Origin of the sequence: Stenotrophomonas sp. CASM106 (assembly GCF_049384825.1) — a bacterium.
In the GTDB taxonomy this organism is placed as follows: Bacteria; Pseudomonadota; Gammaproteobacteria; order Xanthomonadales; family Xanthomonadaceae; genus Stenotrophomonas; species Stenotrophomonas muris.
Genome location: NZ_JBMRFS010000003.1, coordinates 217,768 through 239,947, shown reverse-complemented (window position 1 = coordinate 239,947; position 22,180 = coordinate 217,768). Strand labels below are relative to the sequence as shown.

The 22,180-nt window shown below is 67.6% G+C and carries 20 protein-coding genes; 7 read left to right on the top strand and 13 right to left on the bottom strand.

Annotated features, from left to right (window positions below):
• Positions 1-4: 4 nt before the first annotated feature.
• The 5 genes from VG556_RS08495 to VG556_RS08475 form a co-directional block, all read right to left on the bottom strand.
• Positions 5-1,333: an acetylglutamate kinase gene (locus tag VG556_RS08495; protein WP_046431735.1), complete on the bottom strand. Its 1,329-nt coding sequence runs from the start codon at positions 1,331-1,333 to the stop codon at positions 5-7.
• Between the two features lie 75 nt (positions 1,334-1,408).
• A complete protein-coding gene (locus tag VG556_RS08490; RefSeq protein ID WP_014647786.1) occupies positions 1,409-2,497 on the bottom strand; it encodes an acetylornithine deacetylase in 1,089 nt (362 codons plus the stop codon).
• 87 nt (positions 2,498-2,584) lie between these two features.
• The gene (locus VG556_RS08485) at positions 2,585-3,781 is read right to left on the bottom strand and encodes an argininosuccinate synthase (RefSeq protein ID WP_014647787.1); all 1,197 of its coding nucleotides are present in this window, start codon (positions 3,779-3,781) and stop codon (positions 2,585-2,587) included.
• 119 nt (positions 3,782-3,900) lie between these two features.
• Positions 3,901-4,911 (bottom strand): N-acetylornithine carbamoyltransferase, encoded by a 1,011-nt coding sequence (locus VG556_RS08480; RefSeq protein WP_100450343.1) that lies wholly within the window; start codon positions 4,909-4,911, stop codon positions 3,901-3,903.
• A 331-nt stretch (positions 4,912-5,242) separates the two neighbouring features.
• Complete coding sequence (locus tag VG556_RS08475; protein WP_014647790.1) at positions 5,243-5,806, bottom strand: hypothetical protein; 564 nt, start codon at positions 5,804-5,806, stop codon at positions 5,243-5,245.
• Positions 5,807-5,994: 188 nt separating this feature from the next.
• Between VG556_RS08475 and cysS the strand changes: the two genes are divergently transcribed.
• From cysS to VG556_RS08460, 3 genes are read left to right on the top strand one after another with little or no spacing between them, the layout of a single operon-like run.
• Entirely contained in the window at positions 5,995-7,371 is a 1,377-nt protein-coding gene (gene cysS, locus VG556_RS08470) for a cysteine--tRNA ligase (RefSeq protein WP_014647791.1), read from the top strand.
• A 54-nt stretch (positions 7,372-7,425) separates the two neighbouring features.
• Positions 7,426-7,878, top strand: coding sequence for a SufE family protein (locus VG556_RS08465; protein WP_014647792.1), 453 nt, complete (start codon positions 7,426-7,428; stop codon positions 7,876-7,878).
• Complete coding sequence (locus VG556_RS08460) at positions 7,875-9,122, top strand: MFS transporter (protein ID WP_032956128.1); 1,248 nt, start codon at positions 7,875-7,877, stop codon at positions 9,120-9,122. Before VG556_RS08465 ends, VG556_RS08460 begins: the two co-directional genes overlap by 4 nt.
• Before the next feature lie 549 nt (positions 9,123-9,671).
• On the opposite strand, the gene dksA is transcribed toward VG556_RS08460, so the two are convergent.
• Positions 9,672-10,898 (bottom strand): RNA polymerase-binding protein DksA, encoded by a 1,227-nt coding sequence (dksA, locus tag VG556_RS08455; protein WP_075076325.1) that lies wholly within the window; start codon positions 10,896-10,898, stop codon positions 9,672-9,674.
• Positions 10,899-11,169: 271 nt separating this feature from the next.
• Here dksA and yidD point away from each other — a divergent pair, with 271 nt between their 5' ends.
• Genes yidD through VG556_RS08440 form a run of 3 tightly spaced genes read left to right on the top strand, consistent with a single transcriptional unit; the run spans position 11,170 to position 13,617 of the window.
• On the top strand, positions 11,170-11,424 hold the full coding sequence (gene yidD / locus VG556_RS08450; RefSeq protein WP_014037867.1) for a membrane protein insertion efficiency factor YidD: 255 nt from the start codon (positions 11,170-11,172) through the stop codon (positions 11,422-11,424).
• A 1-nt stretch (position 11,425) separates the two neighbouring features.
• Entirely contained in the window at positions 11,426-12,772 is a 1,347-nt protein-coding gene (locus tag VG556_RS08445) for a dihydroorotase (RefSeq protein WP_014647796.1), read from the top strand.
• A complete protein-coding gene (locus tag VG556_RS08440) occupies positions 12,772-13,617 on the top strand; it encodes a M23 family metallopeptidase (RefSeq protein WP_162292853.1) in 846 nt (281 codons plus the stop codon). The genes VG556_RS08445 and VG556_RS08440 overlap by 1 nt, the downstream gene beginning before the upstream one ends.
• A gap of 89 nt (positions 13,618-13,706) precedes the next feature.
• Here the strand turns inward: VG556_RS08440 and VG556_RS08435 are convergent, their stop codons facing one another.
• The 5 genes from VG556_RS08435 to efp form a co-directional block, all read right to left on the bottom strand.
• Positions 13,707-14,411 carry a squalene/phytoene synthase family protein gene (locus VG556_RS08435; protein WP_032956133.1) on the bottom strand — a complete coding sequence of 235 codons (705 nt, stop codon included), beginning with the start codon at positions 14,409-14,411 and terminating at the stop codon, positions 13,707-13,709.
• An 11-nt stretch (positions 14,412-14,422) separates the two neighbouring features.
• Positions 14,423-15,118, bottom strand: coding sequence for a phosphoglycolate phosphatase (locus tag VG556_RS08430; RefSeq protein WP_100450344.1), 696 nt, complete (start codon positions 15,116-15,118; stop codon positions 14,423-14,425).
• Entirely contained in the window at positions 15,115-15,831 is a 717-nt protein-coding gene (ubiG, locus tag VG556_RS08425) for a bifunctional 2-polyprenyl-6-hydroxyphenol methylase/3-demethylubiquinol 3-O-methyltransferase UbiG (protein WP_014647800.1), read from the bottom strand. Before ubiG ends, VG556_RS08430 begins: the two co-directional genes overlap by 4 nt.
• Before the next feature lie 26 nt (positions 15,832-15,857).
• Positions 15,858-17,201 carry a TRZ/ATZ family hydrolase gene (locus tag VG556_RS08420; protein WP_100450345.1) on the bottom strand — a complete coding sequence of 448 codons (1,344 nt, stop codon included), beginning with the start codon at positions 17,199-17,201 and terminating at the stop codon, positions 15,858-15,860.
• 207 nt (positions 17,202-17,408) lie between these two features.
• A complete protein-coding gene (gene efp, locus VG556_RS08415) occupies positions 17,409-17,975 on the bottom strand; it encodes an elongation factor P (protein ID WP_005410381.1) in 567 nt (188 codons plus the stop codon).
• Positions 17,976-18,071: 96 nt separating this feature from the next.
• On the opposite strand from efp, the gene epmB reads away from it, so the two are divergent.
• Positions 18,072-19,112 carry an EF-P beta-lysylation protein EpmB gene (epmB, locus tag VG556_RS08410; protein WP_100450523.1) on the top strand — a complete coding sequence of 347 codons (1,041 nt, stop codon included), beginning with the start codon at positions 18,072-18,074 and terminating at the stop codon, positions 19,110-19,112.
• Positions 19,113-19,179: 67 nt separating this feature from the next.
• On the opposite strand, the gene VG556_RS08405 is transcribed toward epmB, so the two are convergent.
• Together VG556_RS08405 and VG556_RS08400 are read right to left on the bottom strand one after the other, a co-directional pair.
• A complete protein-coding gene (locus VG556_RS08405; RefSeq protein ID WP_014647803.1) occupies positions 19,180-21,306 on the bottom strand; it encodes a putative bifunctional diguanylate cyclase/phosphodiesterase in 2,127 nt (708 codons plus the stop codon).
• Positions 21,303-22,178, bottom strand: a complete 876-nt coding sequence (locus VG556_RS08400) for a phosphate/phosphite/phosphonate ABC transporter substrate-binding protein (RefSeq protein WP_227864238.1) — start codon at positions 22,176-22,178, stop codon at positions 21,303-21,305. Before VG556_RS08400 ends, VG556_RS08405 begins: the two co-directional genes overlap by 4 nt.
• Positions 22,179-22,180 lie beyond the last annotated feature (2 nt).

The window sequence follows — 22,180 nt, the reverse complement described above, 5'->3', positions numbered from 1 at the left end:
GTGTTCAGCCCTGCAGGCTCGGCGCGCGCCGAGCGCAATGGTCGACATAGGTCTTGATCCGGTCGATGCCGTCGGCGCCGAACCAGAACACCTTCCAGTGGTCCTGCTTGTAGCAGCCGTCGGATTCAGCGTAATAGAAGTGGTTGATCGGATTGCCATGGCGCGAACGCCAGAACAGCTGCGGGGTTTCCTCCAGCATCACGTTCCAGACCGCGCGGCCCAGGCCCTCGCCCTGCGCATCGTCGAGCACGGCGAACTTGTCCAGGTACACGCCCTCGGCCTCGTCGGTGAGGATCACCGCGGTGCGGTAGTTCTCGCTGACGTAGGCGCGCAGCAGCTTCGTCTTTTCGAAGTACTCCGGCACCAGGGTGCGGCCGAAGCTGGATTCGATCAGGCCCTTCAGGCGCGGCAGGTCCAGCGCGTTCCAGGCGGTGGCGCGCAGCACCTTCTCGCCCTTGCGCACAAGCGTCCCCGAACCCTTGTGGGTGAACAGTTCCTTGGCCAGATCGGCCGGGCGCGTGATCGACACCGACGATTCCAGCGGCAGGCGATCGAGCAGATCCTTGATCTGTTCGATCTTCACCTTCATGCCGCCGTGGATCCACGGCTGCGCGATCAGGTGGTCGTACTCGGTGGACAGGTTGATCGAATCGATCACGTTGCCCTGCTCGTCCAGCAGGCCGCCAGTGCCGGTCAGGAAGATGATCTTGTATGGCTGCAGTTCCTGCACCAGCTCGTTGGCGGCGAAGTCGGCGTTGACGTTGAGGATCTGGCCGCCAGCGGTCTCGCCCAGGCTGGTGATGACCGGGATCGACCCGGCACGCAGGCTGGCCTCGATCGGTGCCAGGTTGACCTTCTTCACCTCGCCGACCAGGCCGTAGGTGTCCACGTCCAGGTACTGGGCCTCGAACACGCCGCCGGTGATCGAGGTGGCGCGCGCGCCGTTCTGCTGCAGCGCCTCGACCAGGCGCAGGTTGGACTGCTGGAACACCCGGCGCACGATCGCCAGCGCTTCCGGCGACGTCACGCGCAGGCCGTTGACGGTCTGCTTCTCGATGCCGGCGGCCGACAGTTCGGCATCCAGCTGCGGGCCGGCGCCGTGCAGCACGATCGGGGTCAGCCCGACTTCCTGCAGGAACGACAGCGAAGAGGTCAGCGCGTCGAGGTCGTCGCGCAGCACCGCGCCGCCGACCTTGACCACGGCGAAGCGCTTGGCGTCCAGCTGCGAGAAGCGCTTGAGGTACTGGCTGATCTCCTTCGCGCTGGCCATGCTGGAAAGCAGGCGCACGATGGTCTGGCGGGTCTGGCGGTGGGGCTGGAGGGCAGGAGACATTTCGGTTTCGTCACAGGCGGCGGTCGCCGCGTTGCAGTTCCACCCGGCCAGGGCCGGGCGGCGTTGTAGGGTCGATCAGGCGCCGGCGGCGATGATGCGATGCACGGCGTCGGTGTAGCGCTGCAGCTGCTCCAGCGTCACGAACTCATCGGCGGTGTGGGCCTGGGCGATGTCGCCCGGGCCGAACACCAGCGTGGTGTAGCCACCGGCGGAGAACAGCGAGGCCTCGGTCCAGAAGTCCACCGCGTTGCCGATCGGCAGCTCCAGCGCATCGGCCACATCGCGCGCCAGCAGGCGGCGGTTCTCGGCCTCGGCGATGTCACCGGCCGGCAGGCTGGGGCCACGGAACGTTTCGGTGAACACGGCGGCTTCCGGTTCGGCGAAACCGGCGAAGGTCGCCAGCAGGCCATCAATGTCCATCGACGGCAGCGGGCGGAACCCGAAGCGCACCTCAGCAGCCGGTGCGATCATGTTGGCCTTGATCCCGCCTTCGACGCGACCGATGTTGAAGCGCAGCCCGGTCAGCCCGCCGAAGCGGGCCGAGGCCAGCGATTCCACATGGTCCAGTGCACGGTTGCCCCAGCGCATGGCCTGGTGCAGCGCGCTGGCGGCCGCGTCCTGCTTGCCGGACGCATGGCCGGCGCGGCCGGCGAACTGCATCAGCACCGAGCTGATGCCACGATGCGCCAGCACCGCTTCACTCATGGTCGGCTCGGCCACCAGCACCGCTTCATACGGCAGGCCACGGGCCAGGAACGCGGCGATACAGCGCGGATCGTTGGCTTCCTCGTCGCTGGAGAACAGGAAGGCGGCATCGCCATCGCTGGCATTGGCCGCCGCCACCAGCGCAGCGGCGGCGCCCTTGATGTCACACACGCCCAGGCCGACCACACGGTCGTCCAGGCGCCGCATCACATGCGGGTCGGCACTCCAGTGCGGCGAGTCCGGCACGGTGTCCAGGTGCACGTTGAACAGGTACTTCGGCGTCCCGCGCACGGCGTACAGGCTGACTGCGCCCGCGCCATGGTCGATCACCTCGACGTTGAAGCCGGGCAGGTTGTCGCGCAGGTAATCGAAGATGCCACCGGTGGTGATCGCACGCGGCGGGTTGCGGGTGTCGAAGGACACCAGGGCCTGCAGGTGATCGAGCGTCTGTTCAAGCATGAATCAACAATCCTGGTAGTGCCGGCCGCTGGCCGGCAACGATGTCGGTGGTAAGTGCCGGCCAGCGGCCGGCACTACCGTCACAGGTCAACCGCGGTTGACCTGCGCGTAAACGGTGGAGCTCATGCCGAACAGCTTGATGAAGCCTTCAGCCTCCTCCACGCCCCAGTCGGCCGACTGCGCGTAGGTGGCGCCCTTGGTGTTGAGCAGGTGCGGCGACTTCACGGCCACGGCATCGACGCGGCCACCACGGGTTTCCAGCACCACTTCACCGTTGACCTTGGCCTGCGAGGACTTCAGGAAGGCTTCGATGTCGGTCTTCAGCGGGTCGTGGTAGAAGCCTTCGTACACCAGCTCCACCCACTTGCGCGCCACGTCCGGCTTGAAGCGGTTCTGCTGCTTGGTCAGCACCGCATCTTCCAGCGCACGGTGTGCGGCCAGCAGCGAAACCAGGCCCGGGGCCTCGAACACGATGCGGCCCTTCAGGCCGATCACGGTGTCGCCGGTGTAGACGCCGCGGCCCACGCCGTACGGGGCGAACAGCTTATTGAGCTGGGCCAGGATCTGGTCGCCCGGCAGCGCCTTGCCGTCCAGTTCGACGGCTTCGCCTTCAACGAACTTCAGGGTCACGGTCAGGGCCTGCTCCGGCCACTCGCTGCGCGGTGCGCACCAGCCACGCGCACCCTCGCCCGGGGCTTCCCACCGGTCGATCTCGCCGCCGGACATGGTCAGGCCCAGCAGGTTCTCGTTGATGGTGTAGGCCTGCTGCTTGGCGCGCACGCCGAAGCCACGCTCTTCCAGGTACTTCTGCTCGTAGGCGCGGGTCTGGGTGTGTTCCTTCTGGATCTCGCGGATCGGCGCGATGATCTGGTAGTCGCCCAGCGCCTTCACGGCCAGGTCGAAGCGGACCTGGTCGTTGCCCATGCCGGTGCAACCGTGGGCGATGATGTTGGTGCCCAGCTCGGCAGCACGCTTCAGCGCGGCATCGACGATCAGGTAGCGGTCCGAGACCAGCAGCGGGTACTGGCCCTGGTAGCCTTCGCCGGCCCACACGAACGGCTTGACGAAGCCTTCCCAGATGGCCGGGCCACCGTTGACGGTGAGGTGGCTCGCCACGCCCAGTTCGGCGGCGCGCTTCTCGATGAAATCACGCTCTTCATCATCGACGCCGCCGGTGTCGGCGAACACGGTGTGCACGTTGTAGCCGCGCTCCTGCAGGTACGGCACGCAGAAGCTGGTATCCAGGCCGCCGGAGAAGGCGAGAACGACGTCTTTGTTGCTCATGGGGGTCAGGTCCACTTGGGGGATGAGAATTCGGTAGAGCCGACCGTTGGTCGGCTGGAATATTGGATGCGCCGCTGCGGGAGCAGCCGACCAACGGTCGGCTCTACCCCTTGTTCGATCTAGCGCCCGGCAACCGCCGCCATGATCGCCTTCTGCACGTGCAGGCGGTTCTCGGCTTCGTTGATGGCGATGCACTGCGGCGAATCCATCACCGCGTCGGTGGCCTTCACGTTGCGGCGCAGCGGCAGGCAGTGGCTGAACACACCATTGTTGGTCAGCGCCATCTTCCGCTCGTCCACGATGAAGTGCTTGAACTGGTCGCGGATCGGCTTCTCCGGTTCCCAGTTGCCGAAGAACGGCAGCGCGCCCCAGCTCTTGGCGTAGACCACGTCGGCGCCGGCGTAGGCGCTGTCGATGTCATGGCTGATCTTCAGCGAGCCGCCGCTCTCGGCCACGTTCTGCTCGGCCCAGCCCATGTAACGCTCGTCGAGGATGTAGTCGGCGGTCGGGCACAGCAGGGTCACGTCCATGCCCATGCGGGTGGCGATGGTCAGCGCCGAATTGGCAACGGCGGTGTTCAGCGGCTTGGGGTGGTAGGTCCAGGTCAGCACGTACTTCTTGCCACGCAGGTCCTGGGTGCCGAAGTGCTCCTGCAGGGCCATGATGTGGGCCAGCTCCTGGCACGGATGGGTGATGGTCTCCATGTTGATGACCGGCACCGGCGAGTACCTGGCGAAGCTGTTGAGGACGATGTCCTGGCGGTCGTAGGCCCAGTCGATGAACTTGGGGAACGCACGCACGGCGATGATGTCGCAGTAACGACCCAGCACCTTGGCCACTTCAGCGATGTGCTCTTCGGTATCGCCGTCCATCACCGTGCCGAAGTTGAACTCGATCGGCCACGCATCCTTGCCCGGCTGCAGCACCACCGCGTGGGCACCGAGCTGGAACGCGCCCAGTTCGAAGCTGGTGCGGGTGCGCATGGACGGGTTGAAGAACACCAGCGCGATCGACTTGCCCTTGAGCTGGTCGCCGAGCTTGTTGCGCTTGAACAGCGCCGCCTGGGTCAACAGCGCGTCGAGATCGCTGCGGCTCCAGTCCTGGGTGTTCAGGAAGTGCTTGGGGGACATCATCTTTCCTTGCGTGGCGGCGCCGGTTTCGACGCGGTGGAAGGGAAAACAGGAATCAAAGGTGGAGCGGGAAGATTGCAGTTGCAGCTTTCAGAAGATGCATTTTCGAAGCGCGGAAACGAAAAAACCCAGCCGGCGGGCTGGGTTTTTTCGGACGAACAGCAAAAAGCTCCGGTTACCCAGCGAGAATGTGGGGTTCCGGTCGACGCGCACGCGAGGTCATGCCCGACGCCTGTCGGGCTGCGCTGCTGTCGTGCTGGAAGTCGGTGAGCTTCATGGTCAGCCATCTTTGCATGCGGCCGAGGCCGGCGCAAGGGCCGGGGTCCCAGAATCAGGGATTGCTGGCCGTGCCCTGCTCCGGGCCGACCCAGGGCGTGATCGACACCCGGATCTTGAGCCGGTTGCCGGGGTCTTCCGGCAGCCGCGAACGGTACTTGGTGCCCTTGTAGACGTAATCCACGTCGTAGGCGATGGGCCGGCGGAATTCACGCCCCACCGGCACGATGCGGCAGTCGCGGGTCAGCATCGGGCCAGTGTTGGCCGGTGCCGGGGCCGGCGTCTCGGCTCCGGGCTCCTCAACGGCCTCTTCGTCGCTGCGCTTGAACATCGAACGCACCGAGTCCCAGAAGCGGCTGATCCGGCCCTTGTCCTCGACCGGCTCCTCGCCGGTCACGTTCACCGGGGCCAGGGTCCGGGTCGACACCGGCTCGCAGTGCTCCTCGGTGCGGGTCGCGCGCAGGGTCTGGAACACCGGCTCCACGTTCAGCACCTGGGCGTAGTCGAACTTCACGTTCTCAACGATCACCACCCGGTTGCGGGGCTCGGCCTCCTGCGCCAGCACCACGGCGGGCAGCGCCGACAGGCAGGCCAGGGTCAGCAACGCGGTGGATTTCATTGGCGACGGGAGCAAGGACACGGCAATAGTGTAGGCAGTGGCGAGCGCAAGGGGCTGAACATTACCCGTCCACGCCGCTCCTGCCCACCCCACCCCGGGTGGCCTCGGCGTCCACCGGTGGCAACGGGTGCCCCCAAAGGGGGCCGACACGTTCTAAAATCACAGGCTTGTCCCCCAGCCACAGCCCCATGACCCTGCGCCTGCACAACAACCTGACTCGCCAGCTCGAACCGTTCACCCCGCTCGATCCAGCCTGTCCGACCCTGTATGTGTGCGGCCCGACGGTCTACAACTACGTGCACATCGGCAACGCCCGTGGCCCGGTGGTGTTCGGGGTGCTGGCCGACCTGCTGCGGCGCCGTTTCGGTGGCCTGCGCTACGCGCGCAACATCACCGACGTGGACGACAAGATCAACACCGCCGCGCGCGAGCAGGGCGTACCGATCAGCACCATCACCGACAGGTTCGCCGCCGCCTACCGTGAGGACATGGCCGCGCTGGGCGTGGTGCCGCCGGACATCGAGCCGGAGGTGACCGCGCACATTCCGCAGATCATCACCATGATCGAGCAGCTGATCGCCAACGGGCATGCCTACGCTGCCGAAGGCCACGTGCTGTTCGCGGTGGCCAGCTTCGATGGCTACGGCAAGCTCTCGCGCCGCGATCCGGACGAAATGCTGGCCGGCGCCCGTGTCGACGTGGCCCCGTACAAGCGTGATCCGGGTGATTTCGTGCTGTGGAAGCCGTCCAGCGACGACCTGCCCGGCTGGGCGTCGCCCTGGGGCCGTGGCCGCCCGGGCTGGCACATCGAGTGCTCGGCAATGGCCGCCGCCCACCTGGGCGAGACCATCGACATCCATGCCGGCGGCGTCGACCTGCAGTTCCCGCACCACGAGAACGAGCTTGCGCAGAGCGAGTGCGCCCACGGCGGCAAGATCTTCGCCCGCTTCTGGCTGCACAACGGCATGCTCAACTTCGGCGGCGCCAAGATGAGCAAGTCGCTGGGCAACATCGAGCGCGTGCACGACCTGGTGCGCCAGCACCCGCCGGAAGCACTGCGCCTGGCCCTGCTGTCGGCCCACTACCGGCAACCGCTGGACTGGTCCGATGGCCTGATCGAACAGTCGGTGCGCACCCTGGACCGCCTGTACGGCACCTTGCGCGAACTGGCGTCAGTCGAGGCGGTCGTTGCGATCCCGGCCACGGTCGAAGCGACCCTGGATGACGATCTGAACACCCCGCAGGCACTGGCCGAAGTGGCCCGCATCGCCGCCGATGCGCGTCGTGCCACCGATCCGGCCGAGCAGGCGCGCCTGAAGGGTGAACTGCTCGGTGCCGGACTGGCACTGGGCCTGCTGCAGGCCGATCCAGCGCAGTGGTTCGGCACTGCGGCCAGCGACGGCGGTGACGATGCCCGCATCCAGGGCCTGATCGATGAGCGTGCCGCGGCCAAGAAGGCGCGCGACTTCGCCCGTTCCGACGCCATCCGCGACCAGCTGGCCGCCGAAGGCATCGTGCTGGAAGACACCCCGCAGGGCGTGCGCTGGTCGCGCAAGCGCGGCTGACCCGCCCTGCCCCGTGGCCGGTACGCCGGCCACGCCCCCACCGTAGAGACTGTTGTGACCGACTCCCCGTTCCCGCTTGAACCCACCGCCGCCGAGGCACAGGCCGCCATCGCCGAGGAATTCGGCTTCTTCGGCGACTGGTCCGAGCGTTACCAGTACCTGATCGACCTCGGCCGCAAGCTGCCGGCCTTCCCGGAAGAATGGAAGACCGAAGAGCATCGCCTGCTCGGCTGCCAGTCGATGGTCTGGATCGTGCCCGAAGGCAACGCGCAGTCGCTGCGCTTCCATGCCATCAGTGATTCGGCGATTGTCTCCGGCCTGATCTTCCTGGCCCTGCGTGTGTACTCCGGGCGCTCGGCGCAGGAGATCCTGGCCACCGAGCCGAGCTACATCCAGGACATCGGCCTGGCCCGCCACCTCTCGCCGACCCGCAGCAACGGCGTGGCGGCGATGCTGGCCTTCATCCGCGAGACCGCGCAGGCCCAGCTGCAGCGCGACCCGTCGTGAGCGAGCCTGCCACAGCCGAAGACAGCGCGCTGGGCCTGCTGTCCCGGCCCGGTTTCGCCAGGCTGCTGGCGTACCGCATCTTCGCGATGCTGTCCTACCAGGTGGTCGCGGTCACCGTCGGCTGGCACATCTACGAAGTTACCCGCAATCCGTTCTCGCTGGGCCTGATCGGCCTGGCCGAGGTGCTGCCGTTCTTCTGCGTGGCGCCGTTCGCCGGTTACCTGGTGGATCACCTGCCGCGCCGCCGCCTGGGCATGGTCGCCTGTTGCGGACTGATCGCCACCGCACTGGTATTGACCAGCGTGGCCATGGGCTGGCTGCCGATCGACGGCGTGTGGCCGATCTACGCAGCCATTGCACTGACCGGCATGGTCCGCGCCTTCCTGTCGCCGATCTACAACGCCCTGTTCGCCCGCGTACTGGCCCGTGACCAGTTCGCGCGTGGCGCCGGCCTGGGCGCGGTGGTATTCCAGGCCGGCATGATCGCCGGCCCGGCACTGGGCGGCGTGCTGGTCGGCTTCGGTGGCAAGGGCCTGTCCTACGCGGTGGCCACCGCCTTCGCGCTGGTGGCGATGGCCTGTCTGGCCACGCTGAAAGTGGAGGAGCCGGTGCACACCGGCCCTGCCGCGCCGATCTTCAAGAGCATCGCCGAAGGCGCGCGCTTCGTGGTCGGCAACCGGATCATGGTCGGCGCGATGGCGCTGGACATGTTCTCGGTGCTGCTGGGCGGCGTGGTGGCGATGCTGCCGGCGTTCCTGCACGAAATCCTGCACCACGGCCCGGAAGGCCTGGGCATCCTGCGCGCGATGCCGGCGCTGGGCTCGGTGTGCGTGGGCCTGTGGCTGGCCCGCCACCCGCTGCACCGCAATGCCGGCCGCGTGCTGCTGTTCGCGGTGGCCGGCTTCGGCCTGTGCGTGATCAGCTTCGGGCTGTCGCAGCACTTCTGGCTGTCGGCGCTGATCCTGCTGTTCTACGGCGCCTTCGATGGCGTCTCGGTGGTGATCCGCTCGACCATCCTGCAGCTGGCCACGCCGGAAGAAATGCGCGGTCGCGTATCGTCGATCAACGGCATCTTCATCAGTTCGTCCAACGAGCTGGGCGCGTTCTATGCCGGCACGATGGCGAAGCTGCTCGGCCTGGTACCGGCCGTGGTGCTGGGCGGGTTCGCGGTGCTGAGCGTGGCCGGGATCACCGCGTGGAAGAACCCGACGCTGCGGAAGTTGAATCTTCGCGACCTGCAGTGAGCCTGTAGAGCCGAGCCCATGCTCGGCTGCGTATTTCCGTGCGCCCACGCGCCGGGCCATGCCCGGCGGGCTCTTTCCGCGACCGCGGTGGGGTGTCACGTTTCTTTTCGCGCGAAAAGAAACGTAACCAAAGAAACACGCCGCCATCCGCGAGCCGGCGCTGCGCGCCGGTGCCCTGTGCTCCTCGGTGAATCAGGGGACGACGCGGAGAGCCAGCCGACCAGCAGTCGGCTCTACAGGATAGAGCCGCCTCTTCGCCCCTGATTCCCCTGCGGTGCTCGGCTCGCTACAAGGCGGACCCAACAGCCGCGAGCGCACGCATGACCGCTCCTGATAGAGCCAAGCCATGCTTGCCTGCCTTTGCTTTTGCTTTTGCTCTTCCTTGCCCTCCGGCTTCGGCCTGAGCCGAGCGTGGGCTCGGCTCTACATCGGACCCACCCGCAGGCTCCGCCCGATACCCGGAAGACGCTGCTCTACACAGCCAACTCGAACCCAACAAAAAACCCGGCCGAAGCCGGGTTTTCTGCATGACCAGACAACGATCAGGAATCAGTCGCCCTGCTGCTTCTGCAGATGCTCCCAACGCTCCTGGGCATCGATGGTGCGCTCGGCGGTCAGGCGCGCCTCCAGGCGCTCCAGGCCGATTTCTTCGCCGGTGTCGACGCAGTAACCGTAGTCGCCCGCTTCCAGGCGCTTCAGGGTGCTGTCGATCTTGCCGATCAGCTTGCGGTAGCGGTCGCGGGTACGCAGTTCCAGCGAGTTCTCGGTCTCGCGGGTCGCGCGCTCGGCTTCGTCGCCGATGTCACGCACTTCCTCGCGCAGGTTCTCGATGGTCTGCTTGGACTCTTCCACCAGGTCCGCGCGCCAGTTCTGCAGGCGCTGGCGGAAATACTCCTGCTGCAGCGGGCTCATGTATTCCTCTTCCGAGGACGGCTTGTAGCCAGCCGGCAGGATCGGGCGGCCGGTGGCCTCGTCGGTCTTGTATTCGACCACCTTGTACTTGCTGCGCGGGGCCGGTGCTGCCGAGCGGGCGGCGACGGCCACGGCAACCTTGCCGACAGGGCGCGACACGGTCTTCGGGGCGGAATCGGATTTCACGGCGGTTTTGGCAGGCGATTTCGAAACGGGCACGGGATTCTTGGATTGCGGGGCCTTCGAAGCGGCAGGAGCGGCGGCCGGGGCCGGCTTGGAGGCCGGTTGGGCTGCTGCCACTGCCACGGTCTTGGCCGGGACAGGCTTGGCCGGAGCCGGCTTGGCAGCAGGCTTCGGTGCGGACTTCACTACTGGGGCCGGGGCCGGCTTTACGGCCGGTGCGGCAACATTCTTGGCAACCTTCTTTGCAGCGGCAGGCGTGGCGACCGGCTTGGCCGCAGCGACCTTCTTTGCCGCCGGCTTGGCGACCGGCTTGGCTGCAGCCTTCTTCACCACCGCCTTCGGCGCCGGCTTGGCTGCTGCCTTCTTGACCACCGGCTTGGCGACGGTCTTCTTCACCGGCGCAGCCTTGCTGACGGCCTTTTTCACCGGCGCCTTCTTGCTGGCAGCGGCTGGCTTGGCCTTGGCGGGCGCAGCGGCCTTCTTCGCCACCGGCTTGGTTGCCTTGACCGGCGTTTTCTTTGCGGTGGCCTTCCTGGCCGCCGGTTGCGAGGACGCTGCCTTGGTCGCCGGCTTGCTCGCCGGCTTCTTGGCAACGGGCTTTGCCGCCAACTTCTTCACAACAGGCTTGGCGGTTTTCTTGGCGGCCGTTGCGGCCTTCTTTGCAGTTTTTTTAGCAGCCACGAAACGCTCTTCCTTGGATTCCCCGGGGCCCGGGAAAGCGGGCCTTTATAGCCTACCCGACCCGCAGCAGCAACCTCGGCACCCTGCTCCATTCAGTCCTGGAGCCAAGGCGCCCAATGGGCAGTCCGACGAACACGGACCGCCTTGCGCGGTACGGAACCTGGCCAGCACCCGACGGTGCTGGTACCGGTCGCAGGCCATCGGCGACATGCGACCAACGGCCCATCCTGCACAAATGCGGCCTTCATGCCAACTGGCATAAGATGACTGGGTGATCTCGCGCCTGCTCATCGCCCTGCTGCGCTTCTACAAGCGCTTCATCAGCCCCTTGCTGGGGCCCCGCTGCCGTTTCGTGCCGAGCTGTTCTGAATACGCGATGGACGCGATCTCGCGGCACGGCCCGCTGCGCGGCAGCTGGCTGGCTGCGCGCAGGCTGGGCCGCTGCCACCCGTTCCATCCCGGCGGCTTCGACCCCGTGCCCGAGTCCCCCAACGCCCCCTCTTGCCGTTGCACAGGAAAACATTGACATGTCCTCCACCCTCATCACCAATGCCCGCATGGTCAACGAAGGCCGCACCTTCGACGGCGACCTGCGCATCGAGAACGGCCGCATCGCGCAGATCGGCAACGGGCTGGCGCCGCGCGACGGCGAGCAGGTGGTGGACGCGGCCGGGCGCTGGCTGCTCCCGGGCATGATCGATGACCAGGTGCACTTCCGCGAACCAGGCCTGACCCACAAGGGCGACATCGCCAGCGAATCGGCTGCGGCCGTGGCCGGTGGCCTGACCAGCTTCATGGACATGCCCAACACCAACCCGCCGACGCTGGATTCGACCATCCTGGAAGCCAAGTACGAGCTCGCGCGCGGCCGCGCCTGGGCCAACTACGGCTTCTACCACGGCGCCAGCAATGACAACCTGGACGCCATCCGTGCGCTGGACCCGAAGAAGGCGCCGGGCGTGAAGGTGTTCATGGGTGCTTCGACCGGCAACATGCTGGTCGACAACCCCGAAACGCTGGACGCGATCTTCCGCGAATGCCCGACCCCGATCATCACGCACTGCGAAGACACGCCGATGATCGATGCCAACCTGAAGGCCTTCCAGGAAAAGTACGGCGATGCGCTGACCCCGGACATGCACCCGGACATCCGCTCGCGCGAAGCCTGCATCAAGTCGACCCGCCTGGCGATGTCGCTGGCGCGCAAACACGGCACCCGCCTGCACGTGCTGCACATCTCCACCGCCGATGAACTGGCGCTGTTCGAGAAGGGCCCGCTGATCCGCGCCGATGGCAGCCGCAAGCAGATCACCGCTGAAACCTGCGTGCACTTCCTGCACTTCGCGCGCCCGGACTATGCGACCAAGGGCAACCTGATCAAGTGCAACCCAGCCATCAAGGAAGTGTCCGACCGCGAAGCGATCACCGCTGCGCTGGCCGACGACGTGCTGGACGTGCTGGCTACCGACCACGCGCCGCACACCTGGGAAGAGAAGCAGAAGCCCTACGCGCAGGCCCCCTCCGGCCTGCCACTGGTGCAGTACGCGCTGGTGGCCGCGCTGGAGCGCGTGCACGAAGGCAAGCTGACCCGCGAGCAGGTGGTGCAGAAGTTCGCCCACGCCCCGGCGCAGCTGTTCGACGTGGAAGAACGTGGCTTCCTGCGCGAAGGCTACTTCGCCGATCTGGTCCTGGTCGAAGACGTGCCGTTCACGGTCAAGCGCGAGGACGTGCTGTCCAAGTGCGGCTGGTCGCCGTTTGAGGGCACCACCTTCCGTTCGCGCGTCGCCTCCACCTGGGTCAACGGCCAGCTGGTGTGGGACGGCAGCAACCTGGTGGGCGAACCCGCCGGCCAGCGCATGACCTACGACCGCTGATGCGCTCGGCACTTCTGATCGGGGCGCTGCTGGCCGCGCCCCTGTTTTCCGTACCCGCGGCGCAGGCGCAGGATGGCATTGGCAGCCTGATCGACAGCCGCGTGGTGTTCCCGGCCAGTGCGTCGCAGGGCGCACTGGTGATCGGCAAGGTTCCCGCCGGCAGCCGCGTGCAGTACGCCGGTCGCCAGCTGCGGGTGAGCGGCTACGGCAGCGTGGTGTTCGGCATTGGCCGTGACGAGAAGGGCCCGCTGCGCGTGCAGGTGCAGCGCCCCGATGGTGGCAGCGAGACCGCGACCATTGCGGTGACGCCGCGCGACTGGCCCACAGAGCGGGTCAATGGTGTGCCGCCGAAGACGGTCAACCCGCCGCCGGCAATTGCCGAGCGGATCAAGCGCGAACAGGCGCAGGTGACTGCCGCGCGTGCCCGCGATGACGACCGTACCGACTTCACCCAGACCTTCATCTGGCCGGTGCAGGGCCGCATCAGCGGCCGCTTCGGCAATGCGCGCGTGTACAACGGCCAGCCCGGTGCCGGTCATTCCGGCATGGACATCGCGGCGCCGACCGGCACGCCGGTGAAAGCACCGGCCGCCGGCATCGTCACCTTCGCCGGCCCGGACCTGTACCTGACCGGCGGCACGTTGCTGCTCGACCACGGCTTCGGGGTCAGCTCCAACTTCCTGCACCTCTCGCGCATCGACGTAAAGGTCGGCGACCGGGTTGAACAGGGCCAGGTGATCGCTGCGGTCGGCGCCACCGGCCGTGCCACCGGCCCGCACCTGCACTGGGGCATGAACTGGTTCGAGACCCGTATCGACCCGCTGCTGGTGCTGGAGCGCAAGTAACGGTAGTGCCGGCCGCTGGCCGGCAACCTCATCCTCTTCCGCGCCCTGCTGGATGCCGGCCAGCGGCCGGCACTACCAGGTACGTTGGATCAACCGCGCGCGGCCCACCACACGCGCAGCAGGGTGCGCACCGGGGTGGCCTCGATCGGCTTGCCTGCGGCCTGTGCCGCCACCCGCGCACGCGCCAGGCTGGACCACACGCGGCGCGGGCGCGGGCCGGGCACGCGGGTGCCCCACCCCTTCAACAGATGCTGCGCCCAGCGCTGTGCGGCATTGCTGGCGTCCTCGTCCAGCAGGCTGCGCGGCACACCCGCCACGCCAGCGTCCTGCAGGCGCTGCGCCAAGGTCTGCAGCTGCACCGCACGACCGGCGCCGGTGCGCGGCTTGTCAGCGAACAAGGCCGCCTCCACCGCGGCTACGGCCTCGGCGTAGTTCGCCAGCGCGCGCTCGGCGCCGGCCGCATCCAGCGCGACCGTGCGCGCTTCAACCAGATCCGGAAGTGCTTCGGCCAACTGGGCCCACGGTGCACGCACCGGCTCCAGCAGCCTGCCCAGCGGATGGCGCGAGCGATGTCCCGCCCAGCTGCGCAGCTCCTCGCCCCACCACGCCAGCTTGGCGTCGGCCGGCAGCGGATCGCCGCTGGTGTTGAGCATGTCGTCGAACTCCTGCAGCAGCGCGAACCACGCCACTGCAAGCTCGCGTTGCGATTCGGCCACGAACGGGGCGGCCACCGACCATTCCGGCCAACGGCTGCGCCACTTGTCGAGGAAACTGTCCAGCGCGGTACTGCTCACTACACCATTCCTTACGGCTGGGCCGGGGCTGCCGGCCGGGTCGGCCAGAGACTGGCCAGTTGCAGAAGTTCAGCGTTCTCGACCAGCACGTCGGCCTGCCAGGCCAGCGGATCGTCGCTGTGCAGGCGGTAGCCCCACAGGGCTGCCACCGACGGCATGGCCGCGGCTCGCGCGGCGATGATGTCGCGCTCGTCGTCACCCACGTACACGCAGTCTTCGGCAGCAACGCCAATGGCCTGCGCAGCGTGCAGCAGCGGCAGCGGGTGAGGTTTGCGCTCGGCCAGGCTGTCACCGCCGACCAGCACTGCACAGCGCTGCTGCCAGCCGTGCTGCGGCAGGATCAGCCGCGCCAGGTACTCGGGCTTGTTGGTGACGATGCCCCACACGGTGCCGGCGTCATCCAGCGCGGCAAGCATGCCGGCCACGCCATCGAACAGCACCGCGTGCTGGCCGATCAGCGCTTCGTAGCGCTGCAGGAATTCCGGAATCAGTGCATCTCGCGCAGCGGCATCCAGGTCCGGGAAAGCGGCCCCGACCATCGCGCGCGAGCCCTTGGAGACCACCGGGCGCAGCACCGCCGGATCGATCGGCGCACGACCACGCTCGGCCAGCATCGCGTTGCAGATGGCGACGAAGTCCGGCGCGCTGTCCAGCAGGGTGCCGTCCAGGTCGAACAGCACCGCACGCGGGAAGCGGGCGGCGGTCATGCCGGCTTGACCGCGTAGGCCAGGTAGTTGATGTCGGTGCGGCTGCTCAGGCGGGCATGGTTGCGCCACGGCTCGTAGGCCATGCCGCTGACATCCACCAGCTGCAGGTCGGCCTCGCGCAGCCAGCGCGCCAGCTCGGCCGGCTTGATGAATTCCTGGTAGTGGTGCGTGCCCTTGGGCAGCAGGCGCGCCACGTACTCGGCGCCGACGATCGCCACCGCGAACGCGGCGGCGGTGCGGTTGATGGTCGACAGGAACAGGTGGCCGCCCGGCTTCAGCAGGCGCTTGCAGGCCTCGATGATCGCGCCCGGGTCCGGCACGTGCTCCAGCATTTCCATGCAGGTGACCACGTCGAAGCTGCCCGGCTGCTCGGCGGCCAGATCCTCGGCCGCCTGCACCCGGTAATCGACCTGGGCGCCGCTTTCCAGCGCATGCAGGCGCGCGACCTTGACCAGCTCCGGGGCCAGGTCGATGGCGGTGACGTCAGCACCGGCCTGGGCCAGCGCTTCGCTCAACAGGCCGCCACCGCAGCCGATGTCGAGCACGCGTGCGCCGCGCAGCGGCACGCGGTCAGCCACGTACTGCAGGCGCACCGGATTCAGCGCATGCAGCGGCTTCTGCGGGCCGTCAGCGTCCCACCAGCGGTTGGCCAGCGCAGCGAACTTGTCCAGCTCGGCCTGATCGAAATTTGAGGAAGCGTGGGGGGCAGTCATGGGGGATGTCCTTGCGGCGCCAGGGTTCAGGCGCGGATATGGCGGATGCGCTCGCGCCACTGGCGCGCGTTGGCGATGATGCCCGGCAGGTCCATGCCGACCAGCTCGCGCTGCACCAGCTTCGGCTTGCCGGCGATCCAGACATCGCTGACCTGCTGGCGGCCGGTGGCGTACACCAGCTGCGACAGCACGTTGTGCAGCGGCTGTGTTTCCAGCGCGGACAGATCAACGCAGACCAGGTCGGCCTGCTTGCCGACTTCGATCGAGCCGATGCGGTCGCCGAAGCCCAGCGCGCGTGCGCCACCCAGCGTGGACGCGCGCAGCGTGGTTGCCGCGTCCAGTGCAGTGGCGTCGTCGGCCACGGCCTTGGCCAGGATCGCCGCGGTGCGGTTCTCGCTGAACATGTCCAGGTCGTTGTTGCTGGCGCAGCCATCGGTACCGATCGCCAGGTTCACGCCTGCGCGCTGCAGGGCGCAGGCCGGGCAGAAACCGGAGGCCAGCTTCAGGTTGGATTCCGGGCAATGCACCACGCTGACGCCACGTTCGGCGCACAGGTGGATTTCCGCATCGGTCAGCTGGGTCATGTGCACCGCGATCAGGCGGTCGTTGACCAGGCCGAGCCGATCCAGCCGCGCCAGCGGGCGCTGGCCGTGCAGCCTGATCGAATCGTTGATTTCCTGCGCGGTCTCGTGGGTGTGCAGGTGCACCTGCATGTCGAGCTGGTCGGACAGCATCCGCACCCGCTCGAAGTTGGCATCATTGACCGTGTAAGGCGCATGCGGCGCGAACGCGGTGCCGATCAGCGGATCGGTGCGCCACTGGTCGTGCAGTTCACCGGCCTTGGCGAAGTACTCGTCGTCGGTCTTGGCCCAGGCGGTGGGGAAATCGATGATGACCCCGCCCACCAGCGCGCGGAAACCGTGTTTCTTGTAGACCGCGGCCTGCACGTCGCCGAAGAAGTAGTTCTCGTTGGCGCAGGTGGTGCCGCCGCGCAGCATCTCGGCGATGGCGAGGGTGGTACCGTCGGCAACGAATTCGGGGCCGATCACCGCCGCTTCCACCGGCCAGATGTGCTGCTGCAGCCAGGTCATCAGCGGCAGGTCGTCGGCAACGCCGCGCAGCAGGGTCATCGGGTTGTGCGTGTGCGCGTTGACCAGGCCCGGCATCAGCGCAGCCTCGGGTCGGCTCACCACCTGGGTGGCGCGGAAGCGTGCGCGCGCCTCGGCACGCGGCAGGATGGCCACGATCTCGCTGCCACGCACGGCAACGGCATGGTCTTCCAGCACCACCGCATGCGGCTCGATCGGAACGACGTAACCGGCTTCGATGAGCAGGTCGCAGGCTTCGGGGAGGTGCGGGCTATCGCTCATGCGGGCTCACTGGCTGGGGGGCGGCGAGATACTTCTGGGGGACACGCCCCTGAGTCAGGGGCTGCCGCGAAGCGGCGGGGTCTGGAGACCCGTGAAGCGGGGGCCCATGATCTGCCGAAGCAGATCATGGGAGCGCCAGCGCGAATGCGATGGCGCGTACCCGGCCAGCGGCCGGCACTACCGCAAGGTCGGCCTATGGCCGGAACCTTACTTGACGCGTGCGGAGTATTCGCCCGAACGGGTGTCGACGCGGATCACTTCGTCCTGGTTCACGAACAGCGGCACGCGGACCACGGCGCCGGTTTCCAGGGTGGCCGGCTTGCCGCCGCCGCCCGAGGTGTCGCCACGGACGCCCGGATCGGTTTCGGTGATCTTCAGCTCGACGAAGTTCGGCGGCTGCACGAAGATCGGCTCACCGTTCCACAGGGTGACCACGCAGGACTCCTCGCCCTTCAGCCACTTCTCGGCGCCGCCCATGCCGGCCTTGGTGGCCTGGACCTGCTCGAAGGATTCCGGGTCCATGAAGTGCCAGTACTCGCCGTCGCTGTACATGAAGTTCATGTCGGTATCGACGACGTCGGCTGCATCCAGCGAGTCGGTCGACTTCATGGTCACTTCCTGGGTACGGCCGTCCTTGATCAGGCGGTACTTCACGCGGGTGAAGGCCTGGCCCTTGCCCGGCTTGACGTATTCGGTGTCGATGATGACGGCCGGTTGGTTGTTGACCAGGATCTTCATCCCGTTCTTGACGTCGTTCATGCCGTAGCTGGCCATGCGTAAACTCCTGAGTGGCAAAAACGCCGCGGGTGCGGCGAGCCGTTAGAATGGAAAGCCCACCGGGTGCCGGTGGGCGACTGTTTTTCTGCCCCCATGATAACCGCAGGCCCCCTCTCCATGCAGCTTTCCGCCTTCCCCCGGCCCCAGTCGCCAGGCGCGCCCGCGCGCTGGCAGCAGCTCTGGCGCCAGGCGCTGCGCGACCCGCACGCCCTGCTGGCCCGGCTGCAGCTGGACCCGGCCGCGCTGGGTGTCTCGGAGGCGGCCATTGCCCAGTTCGCGCTGCGCGTGCCGGAGGGCTTCGTGGCGCGCATGCGCGTGGGCGACGCGGCCGACCCGCTGCTGCGCCAGGTGCTGCCCGTCGACGAGGAAATGCGCCCGGCACCCGGGTTCAGTTTCGATGCGGTGGGTGATGGTGCCGCCAGGAAGGCCACCGGCGTCATCCAGAAGTACCGTGGACGCGCCCTGCTGGTCGCCACCGGCAGCTGCGCGATCAACTGCCGCTACTGCTTCCGCCGCCACTTCGACTATGCCGCGGAAAACGCCGCCAAGGGCGGCTGGCAGGAGGCCGTAGCGGCCATCGCGGTCGACCCGGACATCGACGAGGTCATCCTGTCCGGCGGCGACCCGCTGTCACTGGCCACGCACAAGCTGGCCGAGCTGACCGATGCGCTGCGCGCGATCCCGCACATCCGCCGCCTGCGCATCCACACCCGGCTGCCGATCGTGCTGCCGGAGCGCGTGGACGAGGAGCTGCTGGCCTGGCTGGGCAGCCTGCCGTGGCCGCTGGCGATCGTGGTCCACGCCAACCATGCCAATGAGTTCGACGCCAGCGTGGACGCTGCGATGAGCCGCCTGCGCGGCGTCGGCGCCCAGCTGCTGAACCAGGCCGTCCTGCTGCGCGGGGTCAACGACAGCGTGCAGGCCCTGCAGGACCTGAGCGAGCGCAGCTTCGCCGCCGGCGTGCTGCCCTATTACCTGCACCAGCTGGACCGGGTCGAGGGCGTGGCCCACTTCGAAGTGGACGACAGCCAGGCCAAGGCGCTGATTGCCGGCCTGACCGCACGCCTGTCCGGCTACCTGATTCCCAAGCTGGTGCGCGAAGTGCCCGGCGACCCGAGCAAGCGCCCGCTGTAATTCCGCAGGGGGTCAGATCCCTTTTTCCTGCGGAAAAGGGATCTGACCCCGACACAACAACCGTCGGTCAGAGACCCGATTCGATCATCCGCACCACTTCGGTGGCGGTCACCGGGTGGCTCAGCCAGTAGCCCTGGCCAAGATCGCAGCCGCGCTGCACCAGCAGTTCGAACTGCGCCTGCTGCTCGATGCCTTCGGCCACCACCGTGATGCCCAGCGCGTGGGCCATGGCGATGATGGCCGTGGTCAGTGCCAGATCGTCGGGATCGCGCTGCATGTCGGCCACGAAACTCTTGTCGATCTTCACGCCGTCCACCGGCACCTGGCGCAGGTGGCTGAGACCGGAGAAGCCCGTTCCGAAATCATCCAGCCAGACCTTCACGCCAGTGCGGTGCAGCTTGTCCAGCAGCTGCGCGGCAACCATCTCGTCGCCGATCACTGCGGTTTCGGTCAGCTCCAGGTGCAGGCGCGAGGCCGGTAGCCCGGACTCATGCAGGCACTGTGCAACCAGCGCCGGCAGCTCGCCGCCGCGCAGCTGCCGCGGTGATACGTTCACCGACACGAACAGATCGTCGCCGCCCGCACCCCGTGGCCACTGCGAGGCTTCCATGCAGGCCGCACGCAGCACCTTCGGGCCGATGATCTCGATCAGCCCGCTCTGCTCGGCCACTTCGATGAACACCGACGGCGGAATCGTACCCAGGGTCGGATGCTGCCAGCGCAGCAGCACTTCGACGCCGACCATGCGCCGGTCGCGCATGCGGAAGATCGGCTGGTAGGCCAGGCGCAGCTCGCCGCGCTCCCAGGCCCCGCGCAGTTCCTGCTCCATGTGCACGCGGCGCTCGACCGCATGGTCCATCGCCCGGCTGTAATGGCGGTAGCAGTTCTTGCCGGCCATCTTCGCCTGGTACATGGCGATGTCGCCGTTCTTCAGCAGCGTGGTCGCATCGGCGGCATCGTCCGGGAACAGGGTCACGCCGATCGAGGTCCCCAGGAACAGCTCCCTGCCCTGTACCACCAGCGGCTTGCCCAGTTCGCGCACCAGCACCTCGGCCAGCAGCCGGGCGTTCGCGGCCACGTCGCCATCGCCGACCAGGATCACGAACTCGTCGCCGCCGAAGCGGGCCAGCAGCGCCTCATCGCCTCCCGCTTCGGCAACCGCGCGCCCGATGCGCTGTGCGAACTGCAACAGCGCTTCGTCACCGGCCTCATGGCCAAGGGTATCGTTGACGCGCTTGAAGTCGTCGATATCGGCGAACAGCAGGCCCAGCCGATGATTGGATGCGCGCGCCGCCATCAGGCGATGGTCCAGTGCTTCCCGGAACGCCAGCCGGTTGGTCAACCCGGTCAGCGCATCGGTATAGGCCATGCGCCGCACCTCGCGGTCATGGCGGGCGATGGAATCGCGCATCCGGGCAAAGCCGCGCACCAGCTCGCCGACCTCGTCATTGCGGGTGTTCTCGGCCAGCGGCGCCTGGTAGTCGCCAGCCTCGATGCGGCGTGCCGCAGCGGCCAGGTCCCGGATCGGCGCCACCAGGGTGCGCTGCACGTACAGGATCACCGCCACGCCGATCACCACCAGCAGGCCCAGCATCAGCAGCAGCCAGCCCAGGTGGCGGCTGCCGACCTGCTGCAGGCGCTCGCCGAGCGTGGCATTGGCTGCCTGTTCGCGCTGCTGCACCTCGTCCAGCGCCATGCCGACGCGGACGCCGCCGATGCGCTGGTTGCCGACCATGATCGGCATGGTGTTGTCGAGCACCTTGGGCGATTCCTGCACCACCAGCGCCTGCGCCACCGCGGCCTTGGGAGCGAGCGGGTCGGCCATCGGCTGGCCGAAGCCGGACACCTCGATCGAGCCGTCATGCACCAGCCGGCCACGGTCGTCGAACACCAGCACATAGCGCACGACCGGCTGCCGTGCGGTGCTGCGCACCAGCGCACCGACCTGGTCCAGGTCGCGGTAGTACAACGGGTTGGCCAGCGCGTCGGACAGCTCGCGCGCCATCGCTTCGCCGCGGCTGCGCACGCTGCGGTCGAACAGTTCATGGATGACGCCACCACTGAGGTTGCGCACCTCGCCCTGCATCGCCGCCTGCCGCCCCAGCAACACTGCCAGGATCGCCACCACCACGACCATCGCCCCGCCCATCGCGAGCAGGAACCGGGCCTGCATTCCCGAGCCGAGCCACTTCATTCCACTTCCATCCGCACGCGCGTCAATCCTTGTTTCAATTCATCCAGCCGCTGCTGCGCATGCGCATCGACGCGGTGGAAACCGGAAGTACCGAAAAACCGATGCAACGCCCCCTGCGCCTGCGGGTCACTGGCCGCCTGCAGCAGGACGTCCTGCAGCCGGTCACGCACCCGCGGGTCGAGGTCGGCGCGCACCATCTCCACCGCCCGCGGGTAGGGCCTGGTGCGCAGCAGCTCGCGGAAGTCGCGCCGGAATGCCGCCGGCATCCGTCGCTCGTCGTTCCAGTCCACGCTGCTCACCGCCCCCACGTCAACCACGCCCTTGTGCACGAACGTAGCGATGTTCAACTCGCTGCGCGCGAACACATACCCCACACTGTCCCGGCCCGGCATGTCCCACACGCCGGCCAGGATCTGCGGCGCCAGCCCCTCCTGCAGCAGCGTCATCACCGGCACCAGGTAGGCACTGGTGGACGCCGTGTTCTGCAACGCCAAGCGATGCCCACGCATATCCTGGATGCGCTGGACCGGACTGTCGCGGCGCACGAAGAACACGGTCTGGTACTCACGCACACCATTGCGCTCGGTCAGCAACAACGGCCGCGCGCCACTGCGCTGGCCGAGTGCCACCGCCGTACCCGACGTTTCCGTGACCCAGTCGACCCGCCCCCGCCGCAGATAGCTGGCCATCTGCTGCGGGTCGCGCGCCATCAGGATCCGCCCCTCCTTGATGCCGACGTCATGCATGCGCGCCACCACATAGTCCAGCAACGGCTGCAGCTGCTCGTAATGGGCCTTGGGATCATCGCTGATCCGGCCCAGCACCAGCACCGGGTCCGGTGCTGCATGCACCGTCCCGGCCAGCAGGATCATGA

Bases quoted from the DNA above. Each gene is read 5' to 3' on its own strand.
- cysS (WP_014647791.1), top strand. From the start codon at position 5,995: ATGACCCTGCGCCTGCACAACAACCTGACTCGCCAGCTCGAACCGTTC.
- VG556_RS08490 (WP_014647786.1), bottom strand. From the start codon at position 2,497: ATGCTTGAACAGACGCTCGATCACCTGCAGGCCCTGGTGTCCTTCGAC.
- VG556_RS08475 (WP_014647790.1), bottom strand. From the start codon at position 5,806: ATGAAATCCACCGCGTTGCTGACCCTGGCCTGCCTGTCGGCGCTGCCC.
- VG556_RS08445 (WP_014647796.1), top strand. From the start codon at position 11,426: ATGTCCTCCACCCTCATCACCAATGCCCGCATGGTCAACGAAGGCCGC.
- VG556_RS08495 (WP_046431735.1), bottom strand. From the start codon at position 1,333: ATGTCTCCTGCCCTCCAGCCCCACCGCCAGACCCGCCAGACCATCGTG.
- VG556_RS08430 (WP_100450344.1), bottom strand. From the start codon at position 15,118: ATGACCGCCGCCCGCTTCCCGCGTGCGGTGCTGTTCGACCTGGACGGC.
- VG556_RS08485 (WP_014647787.1), bottom strand. From the start codon at position 3,781: ATGAGCAACAAAGACGTCGTTCTCGCCTTCTCCGGCGGCCTGGATACC.
- VG556_RS08480 (WP_100450343.1), bottom strand. From the start codon at position 4,911: ATGTCCCCCAAGCACTTCCTGAACACCCAGGACTGGAGCCGCAGCGAT.
- epmB (WP_100450523.1), top strand. From the start codon at position 18,072: ATGATAACCGCAGGCCCCCTCTCCATGCAGCTTTCCGCCTTCCCCCGG.
- efp (WP_005410381.1), bottom strand. From the start codon at position 17,975: ATGGCCAGCTACGGCATGAACGACGTCAAGAACGGGATGAAGATCCTG.
- VG556_RS08420 (WP_100450345.1), bottom strand. From the start codon at position 17,201: ATGAGCGATAGCCCGCACCTCCCCGAAGCCTGCGACCTGCTCATCGAA.
- VG556_RS08405 (WP_014647803.1), bottom strand. From the start codon at position 21,306: ATGAAGTGGCTCGGCTCGGGAATGCAGGCCCGGTTCCTGCTCGCGATG.
- ubiG (WP_014647800.1), bottom strand. From the start codon at position 15,831: ATGACTGCCCCCCACGCTTCCTCAAATTTCGATCAGGCCGAGCTGGAC.
- VG556_RS08400 (WP_227864238.1), bottom strand. From the start codon at position 22,178: ATGATCCTGCTGGCCGGGACGGTGCATGCAGCACCGGACCCGGTGCTG.
- VG556_RS08440 (WP_162292853.1), top strand. From the start codon at position 12,772: ATGCGCTCGGCACTTCTGATCGGGGCGCTGCTGGCCGCGCCCCTGTTT.